The following is a 20,816-nucleotide window of genomic DNA, read 5'->3' on the forward strand; positions in this document are numbered from 1 at the left end:
TTTCAAAGAGTTTTTAAACCTCTCAAAAATTGACCGCACTTTTGCATCATTAGATATCGTTAAAACGAGAAGCGTAGTTCTGCATTCACATTATTCGCTTTGGTATCGTGGTTATAAGCACCTTGATAGCCGACTTTCACACTCAATACTGGTGTGAACTGCGCTTGTAATGCCACACCTGTCGTGACGACATTTTTCAATTCTTTACCATAAAGATTCGCTACACTTTGGTTATTGAGCACCAAGCTGCCTTCAGCGGCTTTATCTTTATGGAAACGATGATAAGCCACATCACCTAATAGATTTAATTGAATGCCACCAATTGCAAATGGAATGGATGGACGTAAACCTACAGAGGTGACGATTAAATCACGATTGTTGTCTTTTAACTGCACTTCGCCTTTTGTCACACCTTTATTTTTGATGTGCATATAGCTTACGCCAGCATAAGGTTCAATCGCAAAATGTTCGCCTTTTAAGCCAGTGTAGGCAAGCTCAGCAAAGACATTTTGTGTTTGGATATGAGTTTTCACACCTTGCGCAAATTCTGCACGTTGTTCGTGTTTACCCCAACTTTGAATAAAGCCAATTTTCGGTGTTAACACGTTGAAACGATGTTCAGCTGTTAAGCCTAAATGCACAGCACGATCTTTCGAAGTGCGGTCAATTTTGTGGCTGTTTTGTGTTGAGCCAACAAATACACCTAAATGTTTGTTTGTATCAATGGTTGCATCAATACCCACAAGTTGATTGTACGCATGGCTGCTTAAACTATCCGTGCTGAAGTGGGTGAAGGTGCCACTTGTCCAAATTTGTGTACCTACATTAAGTTGAGCTCTTACTGCGTCTGGTTGAGCAAGTTGCTGACGAAGCAATAAGCCGTTTAATACGTTGTGTTGTTGTGTCGCCAGATCTTCATCATAGCTTAAACGAGCAAAGGCTTGGCGAGCGTTCTCTTTTGTTCCCCAAATGAGACTTTGGTAAGCCGGGCTTTTTGTTGCTGCATCTAATGCATTGGCGATAGCCACTTCATTTTCAGTAGTAGCTGCAGATGAAAGGGCTTTTTTCTGAACGGTCACTTTCAACGTATTTGCATTACTTTCATTTTTAACGGCAAAGAAATCATAAGTACGAAGTGTTTCAACTACCGCATTTTCAGCCCCCACAAATGAGCCAGTACCTTGCACAGATACCGCTTTTTGTGGATCTTTTTGTAATTGAGGCAGAATTTCTTCATCAAATTTATTTGGCACTAAAACAGAACCGTCTGCAAAGGTTGCATTGACGTTAGCAATACCATTATTCAGTAAGAAACGACCACCTTTTTCCACTGTTGCAGTGACCGTTTTCGCGGTACTGGTTAAGATTTCGGTGACAAATCCATTCTCACTTGGTTTAGTGACTTCCGCTTTTGGTAACACTTCCAATGTTGCACCTTGTTTTACGATGACTTGTTGTGCCGAACCAAGGGATTGATTTAACCCTGAAAGCTGACCTTCATTTACGGTAATTTCACCGGTGAAGCTGTTATTACCGGTGAGCGTTAAGGTGCCAGCACCATTTTTAGTTAATGCACCAATATAGCCTTGTGCAGCACGTTCATTACGAGCGGCCTCACGCGCTAAACCGACTTGATATTCCGCTTTTTCTTCTGCTGTCGCACCTGTACGGTTTTGCATTAACGCTTGTAATTCTGCTTTGCGTGTTGTCCAAGTAGCTGCTTCAGCTTGATCTTCGACTTGACGTGCTTTGATGGCTTTATCGCTAATATCATTTGACCAAACATCATTTTGGTTGAGGTTGATTTTCACGTTTCCTAAGAATTGACCTGGACCAAACATGGCTTTGCCAAGATCCAAAATACCCCAACCCCAAACGTTACTTGGTACACCTTGTTCAGTTTCCCAACGTTCTAATGGTTTACCTTCGAGCCCTTTGCGAAGTGTGGTTTGTCGTGCTGTGGTAAGCATAACATCGCGAGCTTGATCGGTTGTCATGTATGGATAGCGAGAAAAGATAACGCCTAATGCACCACTTACGTGTGGGGCAGCCATTGAGGTACCTCCGGCTGATTTATAAATAGGGTCACCATAAGTATTGTTGTCTTGTAATTGAATGTAGGAGGAATAGATGTTGGCGGATGGCGCTGCAATCGTCCACCATTTTGAATGGCCGGCTAGGTTAAATTCTTGAATATCTGCACCTGCTTTTTCATCACTCACATCGTCATTCGAATCATTAGGATAGCCTTCACCACCCACTTGCCCCGTGACGTTTACCCAGTATTTTTCTGCATCAGGTCTGAAATAAGGCAACATCGCACGCGTAAAGGATTCCGCCATCATACTGCGGTTACCCGCTGTAAAAACTTGAATCACTTGTTTATTTTTTGCCACTTCATAAGCCGCATCAACAAAGTTTTTCTCACCACTGGTCACAAATTGATAATAAGCTTTTTCAGCTTCACCTAAGTTACTTAAATAAATATGTGCCGCAGGACTGGATATTGGCTCTGGTGCTTTTGGTACATCGTAGTACTGCACGCCATATTCAGGCACATCACGCCAATCATATTTGGGTTTGTAGCCTTGTGCACCGGCAAAGGATGAATTGACACGACGGTTTGAACCCCAACTGTTATTAATTACTTTGGCGCCCGCATCGGCGAGAGCAGAGTAGCCTTGTAAGAAGAAACTATAGTCTTGGTTTGGACCATAGGTCATGTTGTCGTTACCACCTGTGTTAGCAGAATAGAGGTTAGCGCCGAAAGCCACACCGTGCATTTCATTGCCGTCACGGCTTGCCGCCATTGTACCGCCAACGTGCGTACCGTGCGCATCATTGGTATATTTATGCCATGCCCCATCAATATTGAAGGCTTCACCTTTGGTGAATACACCGTTATCTGTTTTATCAAAATTACGTTTGCCGTTTTTTACGGGTTCGTTTTTATTAATTGGGCCATTGCCCACAGAGGCATCAGGATAACGCATGCCATCTTTACTATAAGTCCCTTCTGTTTTTACTACGTGGATTCGACCGTCTTGAAATTCAGGGTGGTTTAATAGCACGCCAGAATCCATCACACCAATTTTCACGCCTGAGCCATTAAAGCCAAGAGCGTAAGCCGTGGAAGCATTCATTGAGGTTAAGCCCCAGTCTTTGAGGTATTCAGCGCTTTCCCAACTTTTGGTATTACCGGCTTGGCCTTGTTCAGAATAAGCGGCTGCATTCGCAGCATACAAACCAACAAGTAGTGCGAGTGCGGTTTTTTGAAGTGTTTGAGGTTTCATATTGTCTTCCTTTATCTTTTTGATTTTAGGAGGCTATTATTCGCTTCATCGCGAAGCGCTTCAATGACTCAAATCAAAATTCCAGAGAAAAATGTTTATTCTGTGACAACGATCACACCAAAGTGCGGTCAAAAGAGGGGATAAATTTATGTATCGTAGAAATCAATGTTATAATTTGCGAACAAAAATGATTAAGGAGTAACTCATGGCTATTTTAGTAACGGGTGGCGCAGGCTATATCGGTTCACATACTGTAGTGGAATTATTAAATGCAAATAAAGAAGTGGTGGTATTAGATAATTTATGCAATTCATCCCCAAAATCTTTAGAACGCGTAAAAGAAATCACGGGCAAAGACGTGAAATTTTATGAGGGCGATATTTTAGATCGTGCTTTATTACAAAAAATCTTTGCTGAAAACAGCATTCAGTCGGTAATCCATTTTGCGGGTTTAAAAGCCGTGGGTGAAAGTGTTCAAAAACCTGCTGAATACTATATGAATAACGTCGCAGGCACGATTGTTCTCATTCAAGAGATGAAAAAAGCAGGTGTGTGGAACTTTGTATTTAGTTCATCTGCAACAGTTTATGGTGATCCGGAAATTATTCCAATTACAGAAGACTGTAAAGTGGGCGGGACAACCAACCCTTACGGTACCTCTAAATACATGGTGGAACAAATTCTGACCGATGTTGCGAAAGCTGAACCACAATTTAGTATGACGATCTTACGTTATTTCAACCCAGTGGGCGCACACGCAAGTGGCTTGATTGGTGAAGATCCAAATGGTATTCCAAATAACCTATTACCTTACATCAGCCAAGTTGCGATCGGTAAATTACCGCAACTTTCGGTATTTGGTAGCGATTATGATACTCATGACGGCACAGGTGTACGTGATTATATTCACGTAGTGGATTTAGCGATTGGTCACTTAAAAGCATTAAATCGCCATGAAAATGACGCAGGTTTACACATTTATAACTTAGGTACAGGTACCGGTTATTCTGTGCTTGATATGGTGAAAGCGTTTGAACAAGCAAACAATATTAAAATTCCATATCGTCTTGTGGCACGTCGTCCAGGCGATATTGCAACATGCTATTCCGATCCAAGTCTCGCCGCGAAAGAGTTAAATTGGACAGCAGAACGTGGTCTTGAGCAAATGATGAAAGACACTTGGAATTGGCAAAAAAATAATCCGAAAGGATACCGAGATTAATCTCACTCTTATTGGGCGGAGTATCATTCCGCCCTTAATATTTTAATCAGATAAAACACGCTCAAAAATAACCGCACTTTATGTCAGAACAATCCCTTTCTAGTCAAATATTTACCCGCAAAATGCTGATCTGTGTTTTCACTGGATTTAGTTCGGGCTTACCACTTTTCGTGTTATTGCAAATGTTGCCAGTGTGGCTGACAGATAAGAAACTTTCCGTTGAATTAATCGGTGCATTGACAGGGGTGATGGTGCCATATGGTTTGAAGTTTTTATGGGCACCGTTATTAGACCGCTATTTCCCGCATTTTTTAGGGCGTCGTCGTAGTTGGTTATTAATTTCTCAAGTGGTTTTGCTGATTTCCCTTTATGCGATTAGTCAGTTTGATCCCGTGGCTGAGTTAAGTACGGTAGCTAAAATTGCCACATTTATTGCCTTTTTCTCTGCGACACAAGATATTGTGCTCGATGCTTACCGTCGTGAGATTTTAACGGATAATGAATTAGGATTGGGGAACACCATCCACATTAATGCTTATCGCGTTGCGGGCTTAATTCCTGGGGGACTCTCGCTTTATTTAGCGACGATTTATCCATGGGAAACTGTCTTTTTATTGACCGCACTTTGTATGCTAGCGGGCATATTTATGACGCTCTTTTTGGCGAAAGAACCGCAGATTGCACAGGTCGATTGTGATCAACCTTTCTATATGGTGTTTTGGATACCCTTGAAAGAGTTCTTCCAACGCAAAGGTGTTGCCCAAGCCATCGGTTTTTTACTCTTTTTGTTCTTGTATAAATTTGGTGATTCATTTGCTACTACGTTACAAACGAAATTCGTCTATGACATGGGCTTTGAAAAAGAGCATATTGCGTTGGTGGTAAAAAGTACCTCACTTTGGGCAAGTATCTCTGCAGGTCTCGTGGGTGGCGTGATTATGTTACGCCTAGGCATTAATCGCGCATTATGGGTATTTGGTTTTATCCAATTGATTACTATTGGTGGATTTATTTGGTTAGCTGCATTTGGACATTTTGACCATATCGGTGCAGCAGAGCTTTGGAAATTAGGTTTCGTGATTGCGGGTGAATATATTGGTGTTGGTCTCGGCACAGCCGCCTTTGTCGCCTTTATGGCTCGTGAAACGAATCCGCTTTATACAGCCACTCAATTAGCCTTATTTACCAGCCTTTCCGCTTTACCAAGTAAAGGGCTTGGTATGTTATCGGGTTACTTGGTTAAGGCAGTGGGCTACTATCATTTTTTCTGGATTTGTTTATTCCTCGCTATCCCAGGAATGATTTGTTTATTCTGGGTGGCTCCATGGAATGAAAAAGGAAATGAAAAAGCTTAAAATAAAATAAAGTGCGGTCAAAATTAACAGCAAAATCATTTGACCAAACAAGGCTTTAACGGTATTTTAAACAGGTCTATTATTTATTGGAGATTCGTATGAAAATTATTCTTTTAGGTGCACCTGGTGCAGGAAAAGGCACACAAGCACAATTTATTATGAACAAGTTTGGCATCCCACAAATTTCAACAGGGGATATGTTCCGTGCAGCGATTAAAGCGGGGACAGAATTAGGCAAACAAGCAAAAGCATTAATGGATGAAGGGAAATTAGTACCGGATGAATTAACTGTTGCATTAGTAAAAGATCGTATTTCTCAACCAGATTGTGCAAATGGTTTCTTATTAGATGGTTTCCCACGTACGATTCCACAAGCGGATGCATTAAAAGATTCTGGCGTGAAAATTGACTACGTTTTAGAGTTTGATGTACCGGATGAAGTGATTGTTGAGCGTATGAGTGGTCGTCGCGTACACCAAGCGTCTGGTCGTTCTTATCACATCGTTTACAACCCACCAAAAGTGGAAGGTAAAGATGATGTAACGGGTGAGGATTTAATTATCCGTGCGGATGATAAACCAGAAACTGTGTTAGATCGTTTAGCGGTTTACCACAAACAAACTAGCCCATTAATTGATTATTACCAAGCTGAAGCAAAAGCAGGTAATACTCAATATTTCCGTTTAGATGGTACTCAAAAAGTGGAAGCTGTAAGCCAAGAGTTAGATAAAATCTTAGGCTAAAATAGGCTGGAAACTGACCGCACTTTGAAGAGAAAAGTGCGGTTAATTTTTCAAAAGGATTTTGAGATCGTAAATTGAGATCGTATTTGGGGACATTATGAGCAAGAAAAGAACAATAGCATTGACTATTTCGGCTATCGCAGTGGTACTTGGGATCGGCGCACAATTTTACACCAATCATAAAATCGATCAGGTGTTAAAAAATTTCCCTTATTCTTTGGATAACCAAGCAACATTGAATGTGACGCAAACCGCGAAAAACTTTTTTATTCGTGAGTTGATCTTTAGTGTAAAAGATAGCGATGCGAAAAGCACAAATGTGATTTCAACTAAGCTCACCGCACTGCCTTTCTTTATTACAGCGGAGTCTCAGTTATCTGATCAATTAGTTCGCCAATTAAATAAAACATTAAATATCACGATTGATAAAAACACGATTAATAGTAAATTTTCGCCGGTAGGGGATTATTTACAGTCTGATATTTTGACGGAATTCCGTGATTTTGCGAATAAGTCCCAAAACCTTTCTATCGGTCTTCATTTCTTAAAAAATAAAGAAGTTGAGCTAAAAACAACTCTAAGTGGTTTTAATTACGATAAAGAAACTAAACTGGAACAAATTGATGGTGAAGCTCGCCTTGTGCCTGTCGGTGCAAATCAATACGACCTATCAAGTATTGACTTAACCGCGAAAAATGCCGAAGTGGCATTGTTAAATGGGGAAAACACTCATGTTTATATGAAAAATGCGACTTACCATTTTGACGTAAAATCAGGTGAGGCAGATAAGCGTGATCTGAGTACGAAATTCAGTAGTGATATTTTACGCATTGCCAATAAAACCCGCACGACAGAGGAAGGTCAAGCGACAGCGGGTGGTTTGAATTTATTCATTAAACAAAATGGCGTGCCAAGTGCGGTCAATTTTCATCATGAATTTAAAAAATTAAGTGATGGCTCACTAGACATTAAAGACGGCGTCAATTTGTTAACGAAAATTTTTACACAAAATGATCGTTTTGATGGTTCGTTATCCGTGCTTTCTGTCAATGTGCCTAAAAATAATCAACCTTACTTTAACTTACAAAATGCCGGTCTTGAACTTAAGTTGGCGAATACGGATTTAACCAAGGCTAATGTAGATTTTAAACTGAATGTTGATAGTGTGAAGCAAACCCCTGCCGATGAAGAGCGTAAATGGGAAGCTAAAGGCGGTAAAGTTAATATTCAGTTAGATGATTACAACGTGGCAAACGAATTGGCGTTTGTACCGTTTTTATTAGATGCTTTTGCTGAGAAAGAGGCACCGGCAAAAGACAATAAAGACTTTTTGAATGCCAAAGATAAATGGGTGAAAGAATTCAGTGGTAAAACCAATATTGAGGCAGCATTAAAATCATTTAATATGGCCGATTTAGTGCTTGATGACGTATCTGCCAGTGATAAGACGGAAACACTAGACAATGATCAATATAATGAACATATCACATTGTCTGCGAATAAAGCCAGTTATCCAAGTGCAGGATTCCAATTTGAAAAATTAGCGGTTGATGCACCATTTAAAATTAATCACAGCAAAGCGCATTTATCAGCAAGATTTTGCTCAGCACCATTTTATGGGGCCTTATGCAGCACGCATTTAACGTCAGCCACATTTGATAAATACATCAAAAACTCCTGGAAAGAGCTTGATTTAATCGTTGATAATGCAACGTTGAATTTAAATCTTAATACTTATCCGGAGACTAATGCTTATCCAGTTAAATTGGAAGTGAGTGGTATTGTGCCTCAAGTGCCTGAAGATGATTCATCAGACATGATTCCAGATAATATTGAAGGCACATTTAATCTGACATTAAGTAAAATGTTGTTTGATGATCAAAATGAAAAAGCCTTAGCTATTAAGGAAAATTCATACTTTTGGCAATATTTAAGTAGCTTTGTGAAACATGATGGAAAACTTCACCGAGAATTTGTAGAAGAAGGTGATAATTACGTTTCTAGAGTGGAAAAAACGGAAAATGGCTACTTAATTAATGGTCGCACCCTTGAAGATCTTCGTCAAGAAAGCATGATGGAGAGTGATGATGGCGAAGAAGAGAAGCCAGCAGCAACTGACTAGTTGAAAGGATAATATAAGAAATGACCGCACTTGAGATTCAAAGTGCGGTCATTTTTTTATCTGTTTTTGATTACTTCACTAATCCACCACTTGCTTGTAAATCAGCATGGTAGGAAGAGCGAACAAATGGGCCACAGGCTGCGTGTTCAAAGCCCATTGCGTTGGCTTTATCACGGAACTCATCAAATTCGGCTGGAGGCACATAGCGTGCAACCGGTAAGTGATGGCGACTTGGTTGGAGATATTGACCTAGTGTAAGCATGGTTACGCCGTTTGCACGTAAGTCTTCCATCACTTGAAGAATTTCCTCATTGGTTTCACCCAATCCAACCATTAAACCTGATTTCGTTGGGATGTTTGGGAACATTTCTTTGAAATCATGAAGTAATTTTAAGGACCACTGATAATCAGCGCCCGGACGAATTTCTTTATACAAACGTGGCACATTTTCCAAGTTGTGGTTGAACACATCTGGTGGATTGTCTTTTAATTTTTCTAAGGCTTGAGTAATACGTCCTCGGAAATCAGGAACCAAAATCTCAATTTTGATGCCAGGGTTTAATGCACGCACTTCTTTTACACATTCAGCAAAATGACCTGCACCACGATCAGGTAAATCATCACGGTCTACAGAGGTAATCACCACATATTTCAACTTCATATCTTGGATAGTTTCAGCTAATTTACGTGGTTCATCCGGATCGGGTGGTAATGGTTTACCATGTGCAACGTCACAGAAAGGGCAACGACGAGTACAAATCGCCCCTAAAATCATGAAGGTTGCTGTACCATGGTTAAAGCACTCGTGTAAATTTGGACAAGACGCTTCTTCGCAGACAGAATGTAGCCCATGACGACGCATCCCGTTTTTGATGGTCTCGATCTTTAATGAGCTAGACGGCAATTTGATTTTCATCCATTCCGGCTTTTTCAACAATTCTTGATTAGGATCGATGTTTTTAACAGGGATAATTGATGTTTTGGCTGCATCACGGTATTTCACACCGCGTTCCATTTTAAAAGGCGTTGACATTGTTCTTTCCTAAAGAAAAATGCCTGATTCAGGCATTTTTAAATGTGTTATAAAAGTGAATGTTATAAATTTGTAACATTATAGCCCAAAAGTTCGGCAAAGTGTTTAATTAATTTTGGGGAAACCTTGTCAAGTGTTGCCTCTTCTTTACCGATAAAATCAGCAAGCTGACACATTTCAAGCCCTGCATAGCCGCAAGGATTAATGTAGTGGAAAGGATTGAGATCCATATTGATATTAAACGCAAGCCCATGGAAAGAGCAGCCTTTTCGAATGCGTAAACCTAATGAACAGATTTTTTTGCCATCAATATACACACCAGGTGCATCGGGTTTGGGATAACCTTCAATACCATAGTCTGCAAGGGTTTTTACAACAGATTGTTCAAGTGCAGTCACTAATTGGCGAACATTTAAATGTTCATGACGTTTAATATCAATGAGCACATACATGACCTGCTGACCAGGACCATGGTAGGTAATTTGACCACCACGATCCGATTGTACAACAGGAATATCACTGCGTTGTAATAAGTGTTCCGGTTTGCCAGCTTGGCCTTGTGTGAAAACAGGATGATGCTCAACTAGCCAAATTTCATCGGTGGTTTCTGCATTTCGATTATCCGTGAATTCCTGCATTTTATGCCAGATTTCCTGATAATCTTGTAATCCTAATTGACGGACAATTAAATCTGTTTTGTTCATCTTAGATAACCATTTTGACGCCTTCAACTTTTGCAAGTTCTTTGTAAAGGGTTTCTACTTGCTCAAAGTTTTGCGCGACGATATCAATCGAAACTGAATTATACGTGCCTTTACTACTGCGTTTTTCCTTTGGAATATAATCACCCGGTAAATATTTTTGTATCACTGCTACGATGTCTTGCGCTAAACCTTCACGGTTAACACCTGCGACTTTAAATGTCATTGCAGCGGGGAATTCCATTACTTCTTTTAGTTTTTCATAATCGTTTTCGGTTGCCATGTTGTTTCCTTAATTTAAGAATAAGGTGCGTGAATCAGCTAAATTCACACACCTTACGAATTTATTGATGTGATATAAATGGGGAAGTGCGGTTAATTTTCAAGGTGTTTAGTCAAATAATCCTTTAACTGTTAACACTAACCAGTCCCAACCTTTACCTAAGAAGCCGCCTTCTTGTACATCTTCTAATGCTTGAAGATTTACGGTAGCGACATCTTTGCCATCTAATTGATAAACGATTTTACCCACCACTTGACCTTTTGCTAAAGGTGCTTGTAAGTATTTGTTATCTAATTCATAACGTGCTTTTAAGTCAGTTTGTTTACCTTTTGGCACAGTGATAAAACCATCTTCTAATACACCAAGTTTAACGTCACCTTTATCACCGTAGTAAACAGATTGTTTTGAAATTTCTTCACCTGCTTTTTGAGTTTTTAAGGTTTCAAAGTTAGCAAAACCCCATTGTAAGAGTTTTTTACTTTCTACTTCACGGCCTTTATAGGTTGGTACACCCATTACAACAGAAATTAAACGCATATTGTTTGGACTTGTTGCTGATGCGACAAGGTTATAACCTGCTTGGCTTGTGTGTCCGGTTTTCATACCATCAACGTTAATGGTTTTATCCCATAATAAGCCATTACGGTTAGGTTGTTTGATTTTGTTGAAAGTAAAATCTTTTTCTGCGTAGATTTTATATTCTTCCGGTAAATCACGAATGATATGTGCACCAATAATCGCCATATCACGTGCAGTTGAATATTGGTTTGGATCGTCTAAACCATGTGGTGTGGTGAAGTTAGTATTTTTTAAGCCAAATTGTTGAACATATTTATTCATGGTATCAACGAAGTTAGCCACGGTACCCGAAATATGTTCAGCTACAGCAACGCAGGCATCATTACCAGAAACAATGATAATCCCTTTGTTTAAATCACCCACTGACACTTGTTGATTTAAATTTAAGAACATTTTTGACGAATCAGGGAAATTTCTACCCCAAGCGCTTTCGCTAATTGTCACCATATCTTCATTATGGATTTTACCTTGTTTTAATGCTGCACCAACTACGTAGCTAGTCATCATTTTTGTTAATGAAGCAGGGTATTGACGTTGGTCTGGGTTAAGTGATGCAAGTACCGCACCAGAATTGTAATCCATTAAAACATAAGTTTGCGCATTCACTTCCGGTACTGCGATACCGTATTGAATATCTTCAGCGGCAGCAAATGTTGACGCTGCTATTAATCCCGAGAAGAGTACAATTTTTTTCAATTTTGCAGATTGTTTTAACATAGCATTTCCTTTAATAGCTTATTGGTTTTTATAAGTATAAACGATTACGGGTTGCCCATTGATCGTTTTTTGTAATTTTGTTTTTAATTGATTAATATCCGCTTGATCCGCTAATGGGCCAAAATGGATTTCATAGTTTTGCCCATTTTGGTTAATTTCCGTTTTGATGTCATCTAACGCGAGTTTTGTGATGATGCTTTCTGCTTGGCTTTTTGACGACAGCGCTAGTAGTTTTAGCTTGAAAACAGTTTTTGCATCGTTTGTGCTGTCTAAGTTTTGATTTTTTTTTTCGCTATTTTTATTGACGACTAAACGCTCACTGGCTTCTTGCGTTTTAGCATGCTTGGCAAGCGTTTTTGCTCCCGCACCTGAAATTTGACCTTTGTGATCCACATGTAAAGCTTCAATTCTTACTTGCCCTGTACCACGAGCAATAAGGCCTAATTCTTTTGCGGCAGAATGAGATAAGTCAATGATACGTTTCTCACTAAACGGACCACGATCATTAATTCGCACAATCACCTTGCGATTGTTATGTAAGTTTGTAACAACCGCATAAGAATTCAAAGGTAAGGTTTTATGTGCGGCAGTGAAAAGTGCCGAATCATAGCGTTCACCATTAGCTGTTTTACGACCATTAAATTTATGGTGGTAATAACTTGCTGTCCCTTCTTTTGAATAGGACTTTGCCTCATCACCTTGTGTGGTATATGTTTTACCATTCACTTCATAGCTTTGTGGCGCTTGAACGGTCGTAGTAATCGACAGCGAATCCCCTTGAATACCATACATTTTTTGCGTATCGGCAAAAGCAGAAAAACTTGAGCTGCTTATCAAGGTGAAAAGTGCGGTCGTTTTTAAGATATTTTTTAATGTCATACTTATTACTTTCAAGATTATCGGTGCTCTTCATAAGAAAGCCAAAAGGGAAATTAGTTCCCTTTCATAAAGCGAGGTTTGTGAGTATGAATGGACATCACTAAACCAAAGCTTGCCATGATGGCGACATATGAGGTACCGCCGTAGCTAAAGAGTGGTAAAGGCACCCCTACAACAGGCAAAATGCCACTCACCATACCAATATTCACGAAGACATAAACGAAGAATATCAGTGTGGTTGCACCAGCAAGAATACGCCCGAAAGAGGTTTCTGCATTTACCGCAATGATTAAGCCACGGATAATAATAAACAAATAAATTGCCATCAGAATAAGAAAACCGACCATTCCATGTTCTTCACTCATCACGGCAAAAATAAAATCAGTGTGTGGTTCAGGCAAAAATTCTAATTGGGATTGTGTCCCTTGCATCCATCCTTTGCCAGATATACCGCCTGAACCGATAGCAATTTTGGATTGCAAAATATGGTAACCCGCCCCAAGTGGATCTTTCTCGGGGTCAAGTAAAGTTAATACACGCATGCGTTGGTAGTCATGCATTAAATACATCCACATGATAGGAATAAATGCCGCTAAGCCAACTACTGCAGCAAGAATAAGCCACCAACTCATCCCTGCTAAGAATACCACGAATAAGCCTGATGCACTAACCAGAATTGATGTACCTAAGTCTGGTTGAATAGCCACAAGTAAAGTTGGCACAATAATCATGGCGATAGCAATAAAGGTTTCGCTCATTTTCGGTGGTAATGGACGGTTACCTAAATATACCGCGACCATTAATGGTACCGCGAGTTTGACAATTTCAGAAGGCTGAAAGCGAATAAATCCAAGATCTAACCAACGTTGTGCCCCTTTACTGGTTGTACCGATAGCATCAACCAAAATCAGCATGATAAAACCCACCAAATATAAGTAAGGGGCGAGTCGCTGATAAAATTTAGGAGGAAGTTGCGCCATAATCATCATCACAGCAAAACCTAATATGACCTGAATAATACGATTTTGGAACATGACTTCACTGGCGCCTGATGCACTATAAAGCACAAGCATGCCATAAGCCGTAATAGCGGCTAATCCAATAAATAATAAAAAATCAATATGTAAGCGTTGCCATAATCGCAAGCATAAAGGCACTTTTTCTTCCATTATTCATTCTCACTTGGTTGAGATTCTAGTGCTGGCGCATCTAAATCAGTTTGGTCCGTCTTTTTCTCTTTTTCAGCATTTTCTTGACGTTCAATTTGTGGCAAGCGTTTATTCAAGTAGAAATCCATAATTTGCCGTGCAATTGGTGCCGCATTACTTGAACCGCCACCCGCATTTTCTAAAATAATGGTGACAACTAATTTCGGATCTTCATAAGGCGCGTAAGCCGTGAACCAAGCATGGTCATGGAGTTCTTTTTTCAATCCCGCTGCATTATATTTTTGGTTTTCTTTTAAGCTGAATACCTGTGCGGTACCCGATTTTCCTGCTACATGGTAATTTGTGCCGATAAAGGCTTTTCGTCCTGTCCCTGCACCTGAGTTTACCACATTGAACATCCCGCGCTTAGCCGCATCCCAATAAGCTTGTTTCGGCTCGGTAATATCTTCATATAAAAGCGGGTCTTGATACGGTTCAATGGTGGCACCTTCAACTGATTTCATTAAATGTGGCGTATGAATTTTACCGTTATTGACCACAATAGAGGTCGCTTTTGCCACTTGTAATGGTGTCGCTGTCCAATAACCTTGACCAATCCCCACAGAGATTGTATCGCCTTGTACCCAAGGTTTTTTGTAACGTTTTTGTTTCCATTCTTTACTCGGCATATTGGCCGTGGCTTCTTCTTGAATTTCAATACCTGTTGGCATACCAAACCCAAAACGTTTCATCCACATGGAGAAACGATCAATACCTAAATTAAAGGCGGTTTGATAGAAGAAGGTATCTGATGATTCAGTAATGGCTTTGTTTAAATCCGTATAACCATGCCCTGTTTTTTTCCAATCTCGGAAACGTTTTGTTGAGTTTGGCAATGTCCAGTAGCCTGGGTCAAAAATTGTGGTATTAGGCGTAATCACCCCTTCAGTTAATGCCGCAACAGCAACGAATGGTTTTACCGTGGAGGCAGGTGGGTACACACCTTGTGTCGCACGACTGTAAAGTGGTCGAGTTGGATCTTCGAGTAAACGTTTGTAATCACTAGAAGAAATGCCATCGACGAATAAATTATTGTCATAGCTTGGTGTTGAAACCATCGCTAATACGCTATTATCTTTCGGATCAAGCACAACAACAGCGCCTTTTTGGCCTGAAAGGAGCGACATAATATAGCGTTGAAGGGTAAAATCGATAGTCAGATGAATACTTTTCCCCGCGGTGGCTGGTTGTTCACGTAGTTTACGAATAACTTTACCACGGTTATTAATTTCAACCTCTTCGAAACCGGTTGTACCATGGAGTTGTTCTTCGTAATAACGTTCAATACCCAGTTTCCCCATGTCCGTGGAACCGGAATAGTTAGCAAATTTTTCTTCTTTTTTTAGGCGCTCAACATCTCGGTCATTAATGCGTCCAACATAACCCAAAATATGAGTCATGGCTTCGCCATATAGGTAATTTCGTTTGAAATAAGGACGTACATCAAGGCTTGGGTATTTATACTGATTTACCGCAAAACGGGCAATTTGTTCTTCCGTTAGGCTAGGCTTGAGTAAAATCGGCGTATAGCGTGTACCACGACGACGTTCTTTTTTGAAATGCTCAATGTCTTCATCAGTGAGTCCTACAACATAGCGCAATTCTTCAAAAGTGCGGTCTAAATTTTCCGTTTTTTCCGGCACGATATATAAACCGAAAAAAGTGAGGTTTTCAGCCAGTAATTCGCCGTAACGGTCGTAAATTAATCCTCGAGTAGGAGGAAGCGGAAGTAATTTAATACGGTTACCATTAGAGCGAGTTTGATACATGTCGTAATTCACCACTTGGAGATGGTAAATATTAGCAAATAGCACACCACTTAGGGCTAAAATACCGATGAATGCGACCAATGTTCGACGCGCAAACAAGTTCCGCTCCGCTTTTTTATCGCGGATCGGTTCATTGGTTGGTGCAGAAAAGAATTTTTTTAAATTCATCGGTAATGTAATACGTTATTCTCTATGATAAGGGTGGTTTGTCGTCAGCGACCACGCGCGGTATAAACTTTCTGCCACGACAACTCGCACTAACGGATGGGGAAGTGTGAGTGGTGAAAGTGACCAACTTTGTTCTGCTGCCGCTTTGCATTCAGGGGATAAGCCTTCGGGCCCGCCAATGAGTAAGCACACATCACGACCATCATTTTTCCAACTCTCTAATTGCTCAGCAAGTTGTGGTGTTGTCCAAGGTTTGCCAGGGATATCTAATGTGACTACTTTGCCTTTTCCGCAAGCCGCGAGCATCGCTTTGCCTTCCTGTTCTAAGATGCGTTTAATATCCGCATTTTTGCCACGCTTACCTGCAGGGATTTCAATGAGTTCAAAAGGCATGTCTTTAGGAAAACGACGTTGGTATTCTTCAAATCCGGTGGTAACCCAAGCCGGCATTTTGGTGCCCACTGCAATTAATGTGATTTTCATCCTTTTCCCTTTTAAAACACCATCAAAATTGACCGCACTTTATGCCCAAAGTTTTTCTAATTGATACATTTCACGTGCATCGCGCTGCATAATGTGAACGATGGTTTGACCGAGATCAACCACGATCCAATCTGCGGTATTGCGACCTTCTTCACCAAAGGTTTCATAACCGGCTTTTTTACATTCTGCGATAAGGTTATCGGCCATAGCGGCGACTTGGCGGCTAGATGTACCGGTACAAATAATCATATTTTCAGTAATCGATGATTTGCCCTTTACATCAAAGTGCACAATTTCGGTGCCTTTTAAATCATCGAGTTTATCAATTACAAATTCAACTAATGACATTTCTTTTCCTATTTAAATAAAGCGATGAATTCTATCATTGAATGAGGGAAAGGGGTAGGCTTGGGGCTGATTTTATTTGAATTGTTTTATGGCAGTCATAGTGCTTAGCATGAATATTGGGGCAGCTATTCTGCCCCAAGTTTGAAAGGGTATTAAACCCATAAAAGAATCGCTAACAATTGCGGTGAAATGATCCGTAAGAACATGGTGAGCGGATAGACTGTCGCATAGGAGAGTGCAGCGGCACCGCTTCCTTCTTTCAGTTCATTGGCGAAAGCAAGCGCTGGTGGATCCGTCATCGAACCAGATAACAGGCCACAAAGAGAAAGATAATTTAATTTTACATATAAACGTGCAATGATACCTACAATCATTAATGGTACAAGGGTGATGAAAATACCGTAGCCCATCCATTCAAGACCGGAACCATTGGTGAGTGTGTCCACAAAGCTACCGCCAGATTTTAAACCGACTACAGCAAGGAAGAGCACAATACCAATTTCGCGCAATGCCAAGTTCGCACTCGGCGGCATAAACCAGTAGAGTTTTCCGATAGACCCAATCCGAGCCAAGATCAATGCGACGACTAACGGTCCTCCTGCTAGCCCTAATTTTAATGCCACAGGGAAACCTGGAATATAGAAAGGAATGGAGCCGAGTAATACCCCTAAGCCAATCCCAATAAACACTGGTAACATTTGAACTTGAAGTAGTTTTTGTTTCGCGTTACCAATAACTGAAATGGCTTGGTTTAGAATGTCGGTTTTACCAACCATGTGCAATACGTCACCAAATTGAAGGGTAGTATGGGCAGTTGGCACCAATTCCACACCTGCACGGTTTAAACGCGAAATGACTACACCATATTTTTGATGAATACCAAGATGACGAATTTGTTTTCCGAGTACTTTTTCATTGGTGACGACCACTCGCTCAGAACGAATTTCGCCACTCAAGCTTGCTACCGGGATATCAACTTCTTCCCCAATGATAAGGTGCATTTTTTTCAAGCCTTCAGGATTGCCGACCAAATGTAAAATATCCCCAAGTTGAACATCGGTATCTGCTTTCGGCACAATAACAAGCTCACCTCGTTTCAAGCGAGAGCAGACGACATCTTCATCATCAAAACCTGGAATTTCAATCAAATGGATACCATTGAGATTAGTATTGGTGACTTTCAGAGACATGCTTTTGAGTGCTTCTTTGTCATGACCACTTTCTTTTTCAAAATTTGCTGCTTCTTCATCCACTTTAATTTTAAAGAAAAGACGAATAAGCCACATAGAAAGTAAAATACCACAAATTCCAAAAGGATAAGCCATTGCATAGGCCATCCCCATGTTAGACGTCGTTTGCGACATACCTAATTCAGAAAGAATTTGCTGACCCGCACCGAGAGATGGGGTATTGGTTACCGCACCAGAGTAAATACCAAGCGCGACATCAAGAGGAATATCCGCAAGCTTATAAATGAGAATTGTCACCACTGCACCAAGTGCAACGATTAAAATGCCTAACCCATTTAAGGTTAAGCCTGATTGCCGTAAGGAAGCAAAAAAGCCCGGGCCCACTTGAATACCAATCGTATAAACAAACAGAATTAAGCCGAACTCTTGCACGAAATGTAATGTATGGCTATCTAATTTAATGCCATATTGAGTGGTAAAATGGGCAACTAAAATCCCACCAAATAGCACGCCCCCAATACCCAGACCCACACCTTTAATTTTAAAATGCCCGATCCATAGGCCAATCACGGCGACGAGGGCAAGCAAACTAATGGTAATCGCAGTTTCACTCATACCGACCTCTAATTTATTAAAAATTTAACTATTTTGGATTATATCAATTAGATTTCTTACTCGCTTGTGACAAAGTCAAAAAATGTTATCTCCATCACATTTTTTCTTGCTTAAAAATAAACACCGCCTAAAATGACCGCACTTTTTTGATTTTATAGGTTGATTATGGATTACGCTCAAGAGGCCATTAATTCGCTTTTATGGATAGTAAAAACACTAGCGATGACGGCTGTCGTGTTTAGCTTTGGTATTTTCTTATTAGTCCGTTTTACCCACTGGGGTAAACAATTTTGGCAATTTGCGGGTGGGTATCTTTCACCACGTCGAAGTATTAAACCTTTGCTATTTTTCTTATTAATTGTAGCGATGACATTAGTCAGTGTGCGTATTAGCTTGGTCCATTCTGAGTGGTATAACAATATGTACACATCCTTGCAGGAATTTAATGAACCTGTGTTTTGGGATCAAATGGTGCTGTTTTGTGTGATTGCGACAAGCTCAGTGATTGCTGCATTGCTAAGTTATTATTTAGAGCAACGTTTTTCTATTGATTGGATCGAATGGTTGAATGGTCAGCTAGTCGATAAATGGATGAATAATCGCGCGTACTACAAAACGCAGTATGTTTCCGCTAACTTAGATAACCCCGATCAACGTATTCAACAAGATGTGCAATCCTATGTGCGAACCACGCTCTCTTTAAGTACTGGGGTGATAGATGCCGTCACCTCCATGATTTCTTATACGATCTTATTGTGGGGATTAGCGGGACCAATGATGGTATTTGGTACTGAAATTCCACGCATGATGGTGTTCTTGGTATTTGCTTATGTGATTATCACTACCGCGATTGCATTCCGTTTAGGGCGTCCGTTAATTATGCTGAATTTCGTCAACGAACGCTTAAACGCTAACTATCGTTATTCTTTAATTCGTATCAAAGAATATGCGGAAAGTGTGGCATTTTATGCGGGTGAGAAAGTTGAGAGCAGCCAACTTTATAAACAATTCGGTGCGGTGATCAATAACATGTGGGATATTGTTTATCGAACCTTAAAATTCTCTGGTTTTAACCTAGTAGTAAGCCAAGTTTCTGTTGTGTTCCCTTTGTTAATTCAAGTGGGGCGTTATTTTGAGAAACAAATTAAACTCGGCGATCTGATGCAAACGCTACAAGTATTTGGTAAGTTGCATTCAAATCTTTCGTTCTTCCGTAATTCTTACGATGGTTTTGCCGGATACAAAGCCACATTAGATCGTTTAACGGGCTTTAGTTATGCGATTGATATGGCAAATCGTCAATCTACTTCCCATTTACACGAACATGAAACTGACGTGATCTTTAAGGATTTGAGCATCAGTAATCCATTTGGAAAAACCTTAATTGAGAATTTAAATTTGACGTTGCCACAAGGTTCAACCCTATTAATTCAAGGTAATTCAGGCGTGGGTAAAACCACGTTGTTGAGAACTGTAGCAGGGCTTTGGGCGTATTCCGAAGGAGATGTATATTGTCCAGCTCACCAACTTTTCTTATCGCAAAAGCCTTATTTACCGCAAGGTAGTTTGTTAACGGCACTGGCTTATCCGAATGAAGAAAAGGACTTTAATCGTGATGAGATGATTGAGGTGTTAAAACAAGTGTCTTTAGGGCATTTACAAGATCGTTTAGATCTAGAGCAAGATTGGACACGAATTCTTTCGCTAGGTGAGCAACAACGTTTGGCTTTTGCTCGTTTGCTGTTACACAAACCGAAAGTCGCCTTTCTGGACGAAGCCACGGCGAGTATGGATGAAGGTTTAGAAGATTCGATGTATCGTCTGTTAAAAGAACGCTTACCTAATACAACAGTTATCAGTGTGGGGCATCGTTCAACCTTGCAAGCTTTCCATCAGCAGCAATTGATGATTTTAGGTAACGGTAAGTGGCAATTCACTGACCAAAATCAGGTATAAAATACCACTAAAATTGACCGCACTTACCTTGTTAGAAAAAATAGCGAGGTAAGTGTAGAGGATCAAGGCAAAAAATCCTGTTATCAAGCTCGATTTTTTGGTACATTTAGCACAATTTTTTTCTATGCTCAGAAATGAGTGATTTTTCACCA

16 protein-coding genes are annotated in these 20,816 nt (G+C 40.3%); 5 read left to right on the top strand and 11 right to left on the bottom strand.

The genetic code is table 11. The annotated features are described in order from the left end of the window. Positions 1-59: 59 nt before the first annotated feature. A complete protein-coding gene (locus AC979_RS03135) occupies positions 60-3,293 on the bottom strand; it encodes a S8 family serine peptidase (protein WP_049372825.1) in 3,234 nt (1,077 codons plus the stop codon). 205 nt (positions 3,294-3,498) lie between these two features. Between AC979_RS03135 and galE the strand changes: the two genes are divergently transcribed. The 4 genes from galE to AC979_RS03155 all read left to right on the top strand — a co-directional run bounded on the left by galE (position 3,499) and on the right by AC979_RS03155 (position 8,735). Then, the gene (gene galE / locus AC979_RS03140) at positions 3,499-4,515 is read left to right on the top strand and encodes a UDP-glucose 4-epimerase GalE (protein WP_014064082.1); all 1,017 of its coding nucleotides are present in this window, start codon (positions 3,499-3,501) and stop codon (positions 4,513-4,515) included. An 80-nt stretch (positions 4,516-4,595) separates the two neighbouring features. Further along, a complete protein-coding gene (locus AC979_RS03145) occupies positions 4,596-5,870 on the top strand; it encodes an MFS transporter (RefSeq protein WP_049372826.1) in 1,275 nt (424 codons plus the stop codon). A gap of 98 nt (positions 5,871-5,968) precedes the next feature. Further along, on the top strand, positions 5,969-6,613 hold the full coding sequence (gene adk, locus AC979_RS03150; RefSeq protein ID WP_005695482.1) for an adenylate kinase: 645 nt from the start codon (positions 5,969-5,971) through the stop codon (positions 6,611-6,613). Positions 6,614-6,710: 97 nt separating this feature from the next. Continuing rightward, on the top strand, positions 6,711-8,735 hold the full coding sequence (locus tag AC979_RS03155; protein ID WP_049372827.1) for a hypothetical protein: 2,025 nt from the start codon (positions 6,711-6,713) through the stop codon (positions 8,733-8,735). Between the two features lie 70 nt (positions 8,736-8,805). Here AC979_RS03155 and lipA read toward each other — a convergent pair whose 3' ends face one another. The 10 genes from lipA to AC979_RS03205 all read right to left on the bottom strand — a co-directional run bounded on the left by lipA (position 8,806) and on the right by AC979_RS03205 (position 18,708). After that, entirely contained in the window at positions 8,806-9,768 is a 963-nt protein-coding gene (gene lipA, locus AC979_RS03160; RefSeq protein WP_005695484.1) for a lipoyl synthase, read from the bottom strand. 62 nt (positions 9,769-9,830) lie between these two features. Next, positions 9,831-10,472 carry a lipoyl(octanoyl) transferase LipB gene (gene lipB / locus AC979_RS03165; protein ID WP_049372828.1) on the bottom strand — a complete coding sequence of 214 codons (642 nt, stop codon included), beginning with the start codon at positions 10,470-10,472 and terminating at the stop codon, positions 9,831-9,833. A 1-nt stretch (position 10,473) separates the two neighbouring features. Further along, positions 10,474-10,752 (bottom strand): DUF493 family protein YbeD, encoded by a 279-nt coding sequence (ybeD, locus tag AC979_RS03170; RefSeq protein ID WP_049372829.1) that lies wholly within the window; start codon positions 10,750-10,752, stop codon positions 10,474-10,476. A 108-nt stretch (positions 10,753-10,860) separates the two neighbouring features. Then, entirely contained in the window at positions 10,861-12,048 is a 1,188-nt protein-coding gene (locus tag AC979_RS03175) for a D-alanyl-D-alanine carboxypeptidase family protein (protein ID WP_049369508.1), read from the bottom strand. Positions 12,049-12,066: 18 nt separating this feature from the next. Further along, the gene (locus AC979_RS03180) at positions 12,067-12,927 is read right to left on the bottom strand and encodes a septal ring lytic transglycosylase RlpA family protein (protein ID WP_005699977.1); all 861 of its coding nucleotides are present in this window, start codon (positions 12,925-12,927) and stop codon (positions 12,067-12,069) included. A gap of 53 nt (positions 12,928-12,980) precedes the next feature. Then, positions 12,981-14,096 (bottom strand): rod shape-determining protein RodA, encoded by a 1,116-nt coding sequence (gene rodA, locus AC979_RS03185; RefSeq protein ID WP_049364923.1) that lies wholly within the window; start codon positions 14,094-14,096, stop codon positions 12,981-12,983. Beyond that, positions 14,096-16,072, bottom strand: a complete 1,977-nt coding sequence (mrdA, locus tag AC979_RS03190) for a penicillin-binding protein 2 (RefSeq protein ID WP_049372830.1) — start codon at positions 16,070-16,072, stop codon at positions 14,096-14,098. The genes rodA and mrdA overlap by 1 nt, the downstream gene beginning before the upstream one ends. A gap of 15 nt (positions 16,073-16,087) precedes the next feature. After that, entirely contained in the window at positions 16,088-16,555 is a 468-nt protein-coding gene (rlmH, locus tag AC979_RS03195) for a 23S rRNA (pseudouridine(1915)-N(3))-methyltransferase RlmH (protein ID WP_049372831.1), read from the bottom strand. Positions 16,556-16,594: 39 nt separating this feature from the next. Further along, positions 16,595-16,903, bottom strand: a complete 309-nt coding sequence (gene rsfS, locus AC979_RS03200) for a ribosome silencing factor (protein ID WP_049367137.1) — start codon at positions 16,901-16,903, stop codon at positions 16,595-16,597. 152 nt (positions 16,904-17,055) lie between these two features. Beyond that, positions 17,056-18,708, bottom strand: coding sequence for a putative transporter (locus tag AC979_RS03205; protein ID WP_049372832.1), 1,653 nt, complete (start codon positions 18,706-18,708; stop codon positions 17,056-17,058). A 165-nt stretch (positions 18,709-18,873) separates the two neighbouring features. Here AC979_RS03205 and AC979_RS03210 point away from each other — a divergent pair, with 165 nt between their 5' ends. After that, the gene (locus AC979_RS03210; protein ID WP_049372833.1) at positions 18,874-20,664 is read left to right on the top strand and encodes an ABC transporter ATP-binding protein/permease; all 1,791 of its coding nucleotides are present in this window, start codon (positions 18,874-18,876) and stop codon (positions 20,662-20,664) included. Positions 20,665-20,816: the final 152 nt, after the last annotated feature.

This window comes from Parahaemophilus parainfluenzae (genome assembly GCF_001053575.1).
Taxonomy (GTDB): Bacteria; Pseudomonadota; Gammaproteobacteria; order Enterobacterales; family Pasteurellaceae; genus Haemophilus_D; species Haemophilus_D parainfluenzae_S.

Bases quoted from the DNA above. Each gene is read 5' to 3' on its own strand.
- galE (WP_014064082.1), top strand. From the start codon at position 3,499: ATGGCTATTTTAGTAACGGGTGGCGCAGGCTATATCGGTTCACATACT.
- AC979_RS03145 (WP_049372826.1), top strand. From the start codon at position 4,596: ATGTCAGAACAATCCCTTTCTAGTCAAATATTTACCCGCAAAATGCTG.
- mrdA (WP_049372830.1), bottom strand. From the start codon at position 16,072: ATGAATTTAAAAAAATTCTTTTCTGCACCAACCAATGAACCGATCCGC.
- adk (WP_005695482.1), top strand. From the start codon at position 5,969: ATGAAAATTATTCTTTTAGGTGCACCTGGTGCAGGAAAAGGCACACAA.
- rodA (WP_049364923.1), bottom strand. From the start codon at position 14,096: ATGGAAGAAAAAGTGCCTTTATGCTTGCGATTATGGCAACGCTTACAT.
- ybeD (WP_049372829.1), bottom strand. From the start codon at position 10,752: ATGGCAACCGAAAACGATTATGAAAAACTAAAAGAAGTAATGGAATTC.
- AC979_RS03135 (WP_049372825.1), bottom strand. From the start codon at position 3,293: ATGAAACCTCAAACACTTCAAAAAACCGCACTCGCACTACTTGTTGGT.
- AC979_RS03175 (WP_049369508.1), bottom strand. From the start codon at position 12,048: ATGTTAAAACAATCTGCAAAATTGAAAAAAATTGTACTCTTCTCGGGA.
- rlmH (WP_049372831.1), bottom strand. From the start codon at position 16,555: ATGAAAATCACATTAATTGCAGTGGGCACCAAAATGCCGGCTTGGGTT.
- rsfS (WP_049367137.1), bottom strand. From the start codon at position 16,903: ATGTCATTAGTTGAATTTGTAATTGATAAACTCGATGATTTAAAAGGC.
- lipB (WP_049372828.1), bottom strand. From the start codon at position 10,472: ATGAACAAAACAGATTTAATTGTCCGTCAATTAGGATTACAAGATTAT.
- AC979_RS03210 (WP_049372833.1), top strand. From the start codon at position 18,874: ATGGATTACGCTCAAGAGGCCATTAATTCGCTTTTATGGATAGTAAAA.
- AC979_RS03155 (WP_049372827.1), top strand. From the start codon at position 6,711: ATGAGCAAGAAAAGAACAATAGCATTGACTATTTCGGCTATCGCAGTG.
- AC979_RS03180 (WP_005699977.1), bottom strand. From the start codon at position 12,927: ATGACATTAAAAAATATCTTAAAAACGACCGCACTTTTCACCTTGATA.
- AC979_RS03205 (WP_049372832.1), bottom strand. From the start codon at position 18,708: ATGAGTGAAACTGCGATTACCATTAGTTTGCTTGCCCTCGTCGCCGTG.
- lipA (WP_005695484.1), bottom strand. From the start codon at position 9,768: ATGTCAACGCCTTTTAAAATGGAACGCGGTGTGAAATACCGTGATGCA.